Source organism: Desulfosporosinus shakirovi, assembly GCF_020595055.1.
GTDB classification, from domain to species: domain Bacteria; phylum Bacillota; class Desulfitobacteriia; order Desulfitobacteriales; family Desulfitobacteriaceae; genus Desulfosporosinus; species Desulfosporosinus shakirovi.
The window spans coordinates 141,929-152,723 of sequence record NZ_JAJDOO010000011.1; the positions used below are offsets into that span (position 1 = coordinate 141,929).

The 10,795-nt window shown below is 41.9% G+C and carries 11 protein-coding genes; 3 read left to right on the plus strand and 8 right to left on the minus strand.

Annotated elements, in window-relative coordinates:
• Nucleotides 1-16: 16 nt before the first annotated feature.
• From LJE72_RS12030 to LJE72_RS12055, 6 genes are all read right to left on the minus strand, one after another.
• Nucleotides 17-1,378: a PepSY1/2 domain-containing protein gene (locus tag LJE72_RS12030; protein WP_229247803.1), complete on the minus strand. Its 1,362-nt coding sequence runs from the start codon at nt 1,376-1,378 to the stop codon at nt 17-19.
• A 9-nt stretch (nt 1,379-1,387) separates the two neighbouring features.
• Nucleotides 1,388-2,080: a spore cortex-lytic enzyme gene (sleB, locus tag LJE72_RS12035; protein ID WP_229247804.1), complete on the minus strand. Its 693-nt coding sequence runs from the start codon at nt 2,078-2,080 to the stop codon at nt 1,388-1,390.
• A gap of 182 nt (nt 2,081-2,262) precedes the next feature.
• Nucleotides 2,263-2,748 carry a hypothetical protein gene (locus tag LJE72_RS12040; protein WP_229247805.1) on the minus strand — a complete coding sequence of 162 codons (486 nt, stop codon included), beginning with the start codon at nt 2,746-2,748 and terminating at the stop codon, nt 2,263-2,265.
• A gap of 68 nt (nt 2,749-2,816) precedes the next feature.
• Nucleotides 2,817-3,815: a flotillin-like protein FloA gene (gene floA, locus LJE72_RS12045; protein ID WP_229247806.1), complete on the minus strand. Its 999-nt coding sequence runs from the start codon at nt 3,813-3,815 to the stop codon at nt 2,817-2,819.
• Nucleotides 3,816-3,856: 41 nt separating this feature from the next.
• A complete protein-coding gene (locus LJE72_RS12050) occupies nt 3,857-4,342 on the minus strand; it encodes an NfeD family protein (RefSeq protein ID WP_229247807.1) in 486 nt (161 codons plus the stop codon).
• Nucleotides 4,343-4,396: 54 nt separating this feature from the next.
• Nucleotides 4,397-4,966: a DUF1836 domain-containing protein gene (locus tag LJE72_RS12055; protein ID WP_229247821.1), complete on the minus strand. Its 570-nt coding sequence runs from the start codon at nt 4,964-4,966 to the stop codon at nt 4,397-4,399.
• Nucleotides 4,967-5,204: 238 nt separating this feature from the next.
• Here LJE72_RS12055 and LJE72_RS12060 point away from each other — a divergent pair, with 238 nt between their 5' ends.
• Nucleotides 5,205-6,080: a radical SAM protein gene (locus tag LJE72_RS12060; protein WP_229247808.1), complete on the plus strand. Its 876-nt coding sequence runs from the start codon at nt 5,205-5,207 to the stop codon at nt 6,078-6,080.
• A 278-nt stretch (nt 6,081-6,358) separates the two neighbouring features.
• Here LJE72_RS12060 and LJE72_RS12065 read toward each other — a convergent pair whose 3' ends face one another.
• Nucleotides 6,359-7,498, minus strand: coding sequence for an MGDG synthase family glycosyltransferase (locus LJE72_RS12065; RefSeq protein ID WP_229247809.1), 1,140 nt, complete (start codon nt 7,496-7,498; stop codon nt 6,359-6,361).
• Between the two features lie 185 nt (nt 7,499-7,683).
• Here LJE72_RS12065 and ybaK point away from each other — a divergent pair, with 185 nt between their 5' ends.
• Nucleotides 7,684-8,163, plus strand: a complete 480-nt coding sequence (gene ybaK / locus LJE72_RS12070; RefSeq protein WP_229247810.1) for a Cys-tRNA(Pro) deacylase — start codon at nt 7,684-7,686, stop codon at nt 8,161-8,163.
• Nucleotides 8,164-8,472: 309 nt separating this feature from the next.
• Here ybaK and LJE72_RS12075 read toward each other — a convergent pair whose 3' ends face one another.
• On the minus strand, nt 8,473-9,153 hold the full coding sequence (locus tag LJE72_RS12075) for a C40 family peptidase (RefSeq protein WP_229247811.1): 681 nt from the start codon (nt 9,151-9,153) through the stop codon (nt 8,473-8,475).
• A 330-nt stretch (nt 9,154-9,483) separates the two neighbouring features.
• Here LJE72_RS12075 and LJE72_RS12080 point away from each other — a divergent pair, with 330 nt between their 5' ends.
• Nucleotides 9,484-10,587, plus strand: a complete 1,104-nt coding sequence (locus LJE72_RS12080) for an ornithine cyclodeaminase family domain (RefSeq protein ID WP_229247812.1) — start codon at nt 9,484-9,486, stop codon at nt 10,585-10,587.
• Nucleotides 10,588-10,795 lie beyond the last annotated feature (208 nt).

Here is a 10,795-nt window from a genome sequence, read left to right on the forward strand (position 1 = left end):
TTTTAAAATAAAATTGTTACTTAAGATATTCCCCTCGTGGGGTCTTAATAATTCGTTGGATCTTCTCTTCTGCACCGTTAGAAGCATTCATGTATATAAGATACTCTTCCCCCTGGTATCGACCTCGAAACTCATAACAATAAACTTCTTGGTTTCCGCTCTTAGCAATTACGGCTAAGCGACTCTCCAGAACCTGAAAATTCGGACGTAATTTGCGTACTGCTTGTTCCATTGTTAGTTTCGTTGGAAAAATCCGTTCGTGATGGAACGCATAAAATGGCGAAGCGTCAAATCCGACAAGCTGACCGTTATCCAAAGCGATCATTAAGCGCACCTTGTCTGGGTAAATCCTTACCCCGTCTTTTTCCACAACGGCATCAAATTGAACATAAGAGCCGAATTCTTCACTTGACGTTATCGCAAGTTGCCAGCCTAATGACTGTAAAATTGCCTTAGCTTTATTTGAGGCTTCTTCTATACTCAGGGTCTTGGGCTCAATTGAGCGTTGATCACGGTAGAGAGTAATAACACCGCCTTGACGGCTAACTTCCAAATAAGATTCTTTGAAATTCCAAATATAACCACCAAGTGGCCCCTGAGATTCCCCTGCAAATTCTGGAGAAGCATCAGCATAGCCTGCTTTGTTCAAGAATTCCCGTGCCCTTTCAAGGGATTGATCTCGTGTAACATCCCCCGCCGGGAGGCCCAAGGGCTTTTCAACAACCCGAGTGGCGTACTCTCCTGTATACGAAAACGGTGGAAGCTTCTGTAGACTCGCATCTAACTGATCTAAGCCAGAGCGTACGGATTTTGAAGGAGCTTCTGATCCATCTGCAGCTGCTTCTGCAACTTGAGTGCCTAAACCAAGCCGTTGCCTTAACGATGGATCTGGGTCTGTCCAAACTAACTTTTCCGTGTCCATTCTAAGAATTAAATCCTGAACCTGTTGATTAACCGGCATAAGGCGTTCATGCATATCGCTAAGAGTCTTTTCTTCTTCTGCCGAAATTGTTCCTCCCCCAGCAATTCTCTGAGCCAAGGTTCTAGTGAAGTCACCGGACTGTGTTAAAAATTGACCGACATAACTAAGCCCCGTTTGCTGAGCCGGAATTTGTGCGAAGTCTTTAAGTGCTGCATCACTTTTACTTGAAACTTGGCTTAAGTAGAGAATCTTTTGAGCCGGATTACTGGCCACATTTCCTTTAGCCATATCTGTTTCCACCTGATCGAGATGACTCGCAAAATCGTTTAAGGCTCGGCGGTTATTATTTTCTGCAGCAATACGATATTCCCCCGCCAGACGGTATTCATTCCAGCCCCAGCCCAGTGAGATTAACAAGGCTAACCCTAAAGCACCAATCCAAAATTTTCTGTGCATGTTGTCCCCCTACTTCGTAAACATATGGTTACCGATTTGCTTAATCTGTGGGCGTGACCATATATATTTATTGGATGTTTTCGCCGGATTAAAAAAGAAGACTGCTCCGCCGGAAGGGTCTGACCCACTTATCGCTTCTTGAGCAGCACGAATTGAAGAAGCCGAAGGCGTTAAATTAATCTGCCCATCATCAACACTGGAAAAGGCTCTGGGCTGATAGATAATATCCGCAACTGTTTTCGGGAACGCAGGATCCTTAATCCTATTCAAGATCACGGCAGCCACAGCGACTTGTCCGATGTAAGGTTCCCCCCGTGCCTCCGCGCTCACGGCGCGAGCTAAAAGGTTTGTGTCGATATTTTTATACCCCACAGCCTTTCCTGAAGCATTTGTGCTTTGCCCTGTAAGGCGCTTTAATTCCTTGATCGTTTGAGTTCCGGCCAATCCATCTACTCTTAGCCCATGTTCCTTTTGAAAGCGCCGAATAGCATCTTCTGTTTTTGATCCGTACTTTCCGTCAACTGTTCCAACAGTATAACCTAACTGGACCAATTTCTTTTGCAACTCAGTTACTTCAGACCCTTTACTCCCTCTGCCTAGTAAACGATCCCCTAAAGCTGCATAGGCAAACCCAGACAGAGCTATGCTAAGTAATAATCCGATGGTGATAACCATCCCCCAAGGTCTAATGTGTAATTTCATACCCTCACCTCACTTTGTTTATTAGTCTTTAGTGTGGCAAAGTTCCAAGAAATTATCCAACATTACCCTAATTATTGAGCAAATTAGATTAATAGTCTCTTTGGAAAATCATATTTACGTTTACAATATAAATAGCCACAGGGTTTTAACCCGTGGCTGGATCAGTGGAGATTATCGTTTCTTTAAGAACGAGGGCCTCTAAAAGGTTGCAATGCTCTTGGTTTCCCCAGGATTTCTGCCCAAACAACTCCTTGAACGAGTTCCTTTTCTGCGACAGAAAAACTGAGACCATTCATTACTTGAGTTCCTCTGGGTATACTCTCACTGCGCTCTCTCTCTGCATCACGATTTGTTTCCGCTCTGTCCCGTCCTTGGTAGGCACTGGTTCCTTCGATTCCTTGAGTCCCCTCAACCCCCTGAGTTCCTTCGACCCCTTGAGTTCCCTCCATTTGAACAAAGTTCTCTATGGAGCCCCTCAGTTGAGATTCCAAAGGCTCTGCTTGAACAGTCCTCTCTTGGCGAGAACTATTCGTTAACGTTTTTTGCATCTGCTCCCGCCATGATACTTGGGGCGGGTCCTGCAAAGCCTCTCTTATTGTTCGACCATCGGGTAATTTAAATCGGTCAGAGAAATTTCCCGATGTTTGTTGTTGCTTACTCTTCTTCAAAAGAGAGACGCCTAACTGATATATTACCCAAATGATAATTACAACCGTGAAGGACGACATGATTTCACCTACTTCTTCGTTGTGCTATCATTGCCTGATTCGCATTTTCCTGTCTGGGCAATGTTTCCTCTCATCTGGGTGTCCGATATGATATTTTGCATGTTGTAATAATCCATAACCCCTAGTTTACCTTCTCTGAGAGCCTGGGCCATAGCTCTTGGAACTTCAGACTCTGCTTCAACAACCTTGGCTCTCATCTCTTCAACAGATGCTCTCATTTCTTGTTCTCTGGCAACCGCCATCGCACGCCGTTCCTCTGCCTTAGCTTGGGCGATACGCTTATCAGCTTCGGCCTGATCCATCTGGAGCTGAGCTCCGATATTTTTACCGACATCAACATCCGCCATATCAATGGATAAGATTTCAAATGCCGTTCCTGCGTCCAGACCTTTAGCTAACACTGTTTGAGAAATCAATTCCGGTTTTTCTAAGACGGCTTTATGCGACTCAGATGAACCAATGCTCGTCACAATTCCTTCTCCAACTCGAGCAATAATTGTTTCTTCACCAGCACCTCCGACAAGTCGGTCAATATTGGCGCGTACTGTTACCTTAGCTTTAACTCTAAGCTCAATACCGTTTTGCGCCACAGCAGATACAACAGGAGTCTCAATCACTTTTGGGTTAACAGACATCTGTACAGCTTGAAGAACATCCCGCCCTGCTAAATCAATGGCAGCCGCCCGTTCAAAAAGAAGGGGAATAGCCGCACGTTCAGCAGCAATCAAGGCATTCACTACCCTATCGACATTCCCACCTGCCAAATAGTGAGCTTCAAGTTGATCTGTCGTAATCGGCAAGCCTGCTTTATGCCCTTTGATTAACGGGTTGACGATTTTCGACGGAACTACTCGTCGCAAACGCATTCCTATTAAGTTGAAAATCCCGACGTTAACCCCTGCCGCTAATGCCGATATCCAGAGTCCAACAGGGATAAAGGTGAGAATTACGCTTAAGACTACAAAACCAAGGAAAAACAGAGCAAGTGTTAAATATAATGGGTTCATTCATTGCCCGGTCGAAACCGAGCTCCACCTCCTTATAATTCTTATTTTTTTTCTTCCCTGACAATAATTCGGGTACCCTCAACTCCAATTATTTTAATTGCGGTCCCGAGTCCTATAAACCCTCCTTCCGTAACCACGTCTAATTTTACGCCATCAAAACTACCTGTCCCAGCCGGGCGTAACTGAGTAATAGATATTCCTACTTGCCCCAGATACAATTCATACTGAGGTTTTGGGGCAACATACCCCTCCTTAGCTGTTTGGCGTGTGCTTAACGAGAATCTCTTCCATAAGCGCCTAGTCCTGGGTAACCGAAAACTCAAATAAATTATAATTCCCAAGACAGTTAGCGCTCCAACTGTGAACAATAAACCTTCTAACAACGAATCTGTTACCAAAAAGATTCCAGTAATTAAGGATGCCATTCCAAGAATTCCACTAACTCCAAAGCCGGGAATGACGAACACCTCGACAGCCAACAGAGCAATTCCTATCAGAATCAGCGTTATAATAATACCCTGCGACACTGCCCTCTCCTCCTTTTTCTATGCTAAGCGTACTCTTCTCTTACTTTATTTTTTCTATGTCTCTAAACTGCTTAACCAACGCTTAGCAATTTGTTTATATAAATTGGCTCTCGCCAATAAATTTAGAATAACCAGCGTGGTAACAACCTTTTCCCGGTCTTCCTCAGGCATCTCTTCTTCAGCAAGTGTTTCTTCGACGTCTTTTTCTAAGCCATGCAATGATCTTTCCCAATCCAGCTGAGAACAATCAAAAATTTCACTATAGTATCGATAAAGCTTGGTAGGATTAATTCGGTCATCCGACGTATCTAAAAGGCTTTCATTGACATAGCCTAACAAATGAGAAACCTCTTCTAATGACAGTATATCCCGTAAATCATTCAAAAGCAGAACGTTGGCAACTTGTTCCCGATTATATTTCCTTTTTAAGGGATTGGGAAGATACTTACGTCTGACCCAGTTCTGCACATGTGTAGGATTAATATCGTTCTGACTTACCCTCTTAGCAACTTCAACAACCTGTGCAAGCATCATAGAATCTAATTCCAGATAAGGAAGTGCTTTCTGCTTGGGTTCTAAATCATTCAACACATTGCGAATTGCTTGTAAATGCTTTAAATTCATCATCTCACCTACTCATGTTAATTATTAATTTATTCAGCCATTTAAAGAGTTTTGTTCTTCTTGACATCATTATATGATCAATTAGATCATATGTCAATACTATAATTCTCCTTTTCGGCATCTCTATGATACTGTATTTGTATTTTTACTATTAAATTTATTTGCTATTTCATGCAGGTACTTACCGTACCCTTGTAGAACAAAGATTCAAATACAAAAAGTGTTGGGAGATGGTAACATGTTTTACGAAGGGAAGATTTACCGTCCGCCGAGTGAGGCCAAAAGCATCATTTTACAGATCACTGTTGGATGTCAGCATAACGCCTGTACATTTTGTACCATGTATAAGGATAAATCCTTTCGGATCAAATCTCGTGAAGAAATCAACGATATTATTTCCATGGCACATGCCCAAGATTCAGACGCTGGACGAATCTTCTTGGCAGATGGAGATGCGATCGCAGTTGATACATTATTGCTGATTGAGATTCTAGATCAACTTTATAAAAAGTTTCCACATCTCCAGAGAGTCGGAATTTACGGAGGTCCCAAAGACATTCTCGCCAAGAGCCCCGAAGAATTAGCCGATTTAAAAGCTCATGGACTTAACATTGTCTATTTAGGTGTTGAAAGTGGCAATGACGGCATTTTGAAATCCGTTTGTAAAGGTGTCACTGCCGATCAGATGATCGCAGCTGGACAAAAGGTTAAGGCAAGCGGTTTAACTCTATCTTGCACCGTTATTATTGGCTTGGGTGGAAAAGCCCTCTCACACGAGCATGCTGTAGATACAGCACGTGTTATCAGCGAGATCGATCCCCAATATTTGGGGGCGTTAACTTTAATGTTAGATCTCGAAGCACCTCTGGCTAAAGCCATCAAAGAAGGCACCTTTCAACAACTCAGCCCCTTCGAATCTTTAACAGAGCTTCGAACTCTGCTCGAAGCTCTTAACGTATCCCATTGTGTCTTTCGGAGTAATCATGCTTCAAACTACTTGCCGTTGCGGGCTACACTTCCTGAAGACCGGAATGATCTTTTGCAGACTCTTGACAGCGTCATAAAGAATCAAACCACGGAGCGCCTTCGCCCAGAGTATTGGAGAGGGTTCTAGAATCACGCAAAAAAGTGGAAGTAAAAACTGATTGACTCAATTTTCGCTTCCATTTTTTAAGTCTGTTTTGCACGGTCCCTTTTGCCGTCCTCAAGAAGGCTAATCCGTGCGAAGACAGTGTCTCAGGGCTGCAGGGACACTCGGCCTTCACGACAACTTGCCATCCATGGCGGTGCTCTAATCTCAAACGTCCTGTTCGAGTCTTGTCCAGCGGTCTCTTCTCGCTATAAGATAATGTCAGTATTTCAAGTGACTGTCTGGCCCTGTGTGCTTGGGGGCTAGGCAAGCATTCTTTTATTAACTAATTGAAGCATCTCTTCCACAGCATGTTCAGTGGAATGACCCGGTAAGGCAACCGCTGCCTTTTCCCGCATTTTCTCGATTTCCCCTGGATTCATTAGAAAATGGTTTATAAGCTGTCCCAATTCCGCTTCGGTATGAGCGACTATTCCCGCACCTATTTTTTGCACATAATGTGCATTTTCTTCTTCTTGGCCGGGTATCGGCTTATAGATAACAAGCGGCAAGTGCTTGGTAAGCGCCTCAGAAACCGTTAAACCGCCTGCTTTTGTAATAATCAGATCAGAAACTGACATCAATTCTTCCACATTATGAACATATTCTAACCTTAGTATAGGGTTACGGGCCTGAATAATCAGCTCTTTTAAAGAGTGATACAGCTTTTCATTTTTCCCGCAAACGATAATAGCTTGGACTGGAACCTTAGAATCTGCAAGCTTTTTGCAGATTCTATTTGCACTTTTTAAAACTCCATATGATCCTCCCATCACTAAAAAGGTAGGGAGATTTGACTTTAGCCCTAACTGGGAAAGTATGTACTCGCGATCTGTTTGATCTTCAAATTTTGGGCTTACAGGTATACCCGTCACATGAATACGAGATCCTTCAATCCCCCACTCTATTAAACTATCTTTAACCTCTGTGCAAGCAACTATATATCTATCGACACTTGGATGAACCCAATGACTGTGAACCGTATAGTCTGTGATTATCGTAACCACCGGAACCTTCAGTACCTTTTCATATCTTAGTTGGGCCAAAACTGAAGAAACGGTGGGATAAGTACATATGACAAAATCCGGTTTAAACACATTAATATATCTAAGAAATTCTTTTCTTCCCAATTTATTTAAAAAACGTTGGCTTAGTGAACGGGGCTGAACCATAGATGTTTTATAATAAAAACGTCCCCAAAGTTTTGGAATATGGTTTATAATTTCACCATAGATATTTTTGATCATCGTATTAATCGGTTTACTCAAAAAATCTCCAAAATCGAGATGCATAATTATTGCAGAAGGTTCCTGAATTCGTATTCCTTCGATAACAGCTTCAGCTGCCCGCAAATGCCCGTTTCCGAACGACGCGGAAAATACGAGAACCTTTAATTCTTTCAAAGTTGATACAACCTCCCCTCAACACTTGAACTTGCAAAAGAAAATTAATTATACAAATTTACAAGCTCGCAAGATTATAACTTCTATTATAAGGATATCCTTCTTAAAAGAAAAGAAGAATTGGTCTCTTCGTCAAATTGATTTTAAAAAGCACCCTTTTAATTACATCATAAGGAGCAGAAAACATGTCTCATAAAACAAACGCAGCTCGCATTCTGGATAAGGGTAGAATACCCTATGAATTAAAGGAATACGTTGTCGATGAATCTGATTTATCTGCGGTAACCGTTGCTCAAAAGGTTGGTTTAAGTATTGAACAAGTATACAAGACTTTAGTCGCCCGCGGCGATAAAACAGGTATCATCGTGGCTTGTATCCAAGGAAATCACGAACTTCATCTCAAAGGATTAGCAACCCTTAGCGGGAATAAAAAGGTTGAGATTGTCTCATTAAAGGAAGTTCAACCTCTGACTGGTTATATACGAGGCGGTGTTTCTCCCATCGGAATGAAAAGGAACTATCCCGTCTTTATTGACTTAGCCGTAACTAAACAAAAGAAAATCTCAGTAAGTGCTGGTTTACGCGGACTTCAACTCTTTCTCAGTCCCAACGATTTAATTTCTATAACCAAGGCTCAGTTAGGAATGATTTCAGCACCGCTTTGACGACTCCCAAAGGAAGGGGCCGTAACGAAACTTGAGATTTTTTCAAGCTGGTGGTGGGTTATCCCAAAATAGAGGACTGTACACCTTTGAAGTGGTGAACAGTCCTCCAATATATACGGGAATTACAAATAGAGTGGGGATATAATAAACCGGAAAACAAGTTTCGTTACATCCCCTCTCGGAATTGATTAAGAACATCAAAAAAGGGTGCCTTTCGACACCCCAAAACCTTAACTTCTTCAGTTAATTACATACAAAAAATGGATTGCATCCCTGCAGAGTTATTAAAAATACAACAAACTCCAGAGATCAAATTACTCGTCTGGCTCCTACATAAACGGATTTCCAGTACGGTCCAATTGTATAGATTGTTACTCCTTTAGAAGAAGAAGAATTAATAAATTGTCCTCCACCTAAATAAATTCCATCGTGATCTACAACCCCATTTCCGGAAAACGAGAAAAACACTAAATCACCTGGTTGAAGATTCTCGAAGGATACCTTAGTTCCTACTGTATATTGATCACGTGAAACCCGCGGCAACGTAATTCCATTTTGCTTAAATACATAGTAAACAAATCCCGAGCAGTCAAAACCAGTTGAAGGTGAGGTCCCCCCCCATTGATACCTAACCCCTATATATTGTTTTGCAGTACTCAGAATGCTATTAACGTTGTTCTGAGTTTGGGGCTGTTTTTGTAAGTAGACTTTATTTAGTGACTTTACTGTCATGGGACCAACTTTTCCATCGACCGCCAGGCTGTTTGCTCTTTGAAAATTCATGACGCCCTCTTTGGTCATATTTCCAAAGATACCATCTGCCTTACCAACATTGAAGCCAACATAATTAAGTTTCGTTTGTAATTCCTCAACATCCGGGCCTCTAGAACCTACCTTAAGTAAAACATCCCCAAGTGATGCCTTAGCAGTAGCAGGCAAAGAAAGCATGAGACAAATTAAAAAGAATACAAGGACAATTTTCTTTTTCATTCTTTTCCTCCCTTAATTGTTAAACCTACTTTTTGGCGGATATCTTACGATTTAAGAACTCCACTACTTCTATATCGGAATGAAAGGTATAGAATCTCATCCTAAAAATGTCCCATTTTTTCAAGTTATTTACAAACAGGGAGGCGGTGTGAATAGGCCACCTTTAACCTGGGCATATTTTCTTGAGGCAATGGAAGTCGGGCCCTTTGCTCTTTTCGAGCTCAGGCACCTGTCAAGTTTTCAATATATTAGGCAAAATATTTTTACGTGTTTTTACTTTATTTTTCATATTTGGGTAAAATAAGTCGGACTATGTAAGGAGGGTGGCAAATGAAATTTCAAACACCAAAATATAAGCAACCAAATTTTGATCAAGAACCTTTTCTATCTGCACCAGACGCCCAGATTGTTGAGGTTAAAATCGATGGGGTGGCACCAGAGCACTATCATGGCCTCTCAATATATCCAGAGTACTTTAAAATTAAAGGCGAGTGGATTTTAGCCACGGAAAGTCGAATGGATGGCGTACCAGTCTTAGGATCAGACGGAACCATCCATGTTGTTGAATTTAGAAATCTAAAAATTAGAGATAAAGTAATTGTTGGTCGAACTGAAGATGGCCGTGAGGGAATCTTTGTTTATGCTAAGGGTTTCAGTTCGAACGACACCGATTCGGAGTTATTTTCATTTCGTTCTGGTCGTTCTAGAGAAACGGCTTATTCCAAAGATTACAACGAACTCTATGAACTCTTAAATTATGAGAAGGATAATGGCTATATTGTCTGGGTCCTAGGTCCGGCCGTTGTCTTTGACTACGATTCAAGGCAAGCCCTGTCCAGCTTAATATCTAATGGTTTTGCTCATGCTATCCTTGCCGGAAATGCCATGGCAACCCATGACCTTGAAGCCGCTTTGTTCGGAACCGCTTTAGGCCAAAATACCTATGACCAACAATCTCCCCCGAATGCTCATTACCACCATTTAGACTTAATCAATAAAGCGCGGGAAGCTGGTTCAATTAAAGCACTCATAGAAAAGGAAGGCATTAAAGACGGGGTTGTCTATTCTGCCATTACAAATAACGTGCCCTTGGTCCTTGCGGGCTCAATACGTGACGATGGTCCGCTCCCACCCGTTATCGCAGATGTATATCAAGCTCAAGATGAGATGCGAAAGCACACCCGTAAAGCTACTACACTTATTTGTTTAGCCACTCAGCTTCATACCATCGCAGCGGGAAATATGACTCCTGCCTACACACAAAGAAACGGAGAGATCCGGCCGGTATTTATTTACTGTATTGATATCGCCGAGTTTGCAGTAAATAAACTTAGAGACCGTGGTTCGTTGGAGGTAACAACTTTGGTAACTAATGTTCAGGATTTCGTAGTTCATGTAAAAAATAATCTTATTAAAATTGGGGTCGGTTCCTGAGTTGACCATATCTAAAAATTCTCAGCAGAGCCTAATTCAAATGCCGCCTACATCTTGGATACAGGCGGCATTAAGTACATTCGATTCGAATAAGTTGTGAGCTAATTAGGACGTTCTTACTCTAATGAAGCAGTATTAAAGCTTTTGTAAATGGATAGAGTACAATTAAGTTCGCAAAATTAAAAAAGGGAAAACCATCGGTTACTCC

Excerpts from the sequence above, each read along its gene's own strand:
- sleB (WP_229247804.1), bottom strand. The coding sequence starts at position 2,080 with ATGAAATTACACATTAGACCTTGGGGGATGGTTATCACCATCGGATTA.
- LJE72_RS12075 (WP_229247811.1), bottom strand. The coding sequence starts at position 9,153 with ATGAAAAAGAAAATTGTCCTTGTATTCTTTTTAATTTGTCTCATGCTT.
- LJE72_RS12080 (WP_229247812.1), top strand. The coding sequence starts at position 9,484 with ATGAAATTTCAAACACCAAAATATAAGCAACCAAATTTTGATCAAGAA.
- LJE72_RS12030 (WP_229247803.1), bottom strand. The coding sequence starts at position 1,378 with ATGCACAGAAAATTTTGGATTGGTGCTTTAGGGTTAGCCTTGTTAATC.
- LJE72_RS12055 (WP_229247821.1), bottom strand. The coding sequence starts at position 4,966 with ATGAATTTAAAGCATTTACAAGCAATTCGCAATGTGTTGAATGATTTA.
- floA (WP_229247806.1), bottom strand. The coding sequence starts at position 3,815 with ATGAACCCATTATATTTAACACTTGCTCTGTTTTTCCTTGGTTTTGTA.
- LJE72_RS12060 (WP_229247808.1), top strand. The coding sequence starts at position 5,205 with ATGTTTTACGAAGGGAAGATTTACCGTCCGCCGAGTGAGGCCAAAAGC.
- ybaK (WP_229247810.1), top strand. The coding sequence starts at position 7,684 with ATGTCTCATAAAACAAACGCAGCTCGCATTCTGGATAAGGGTAGAATA.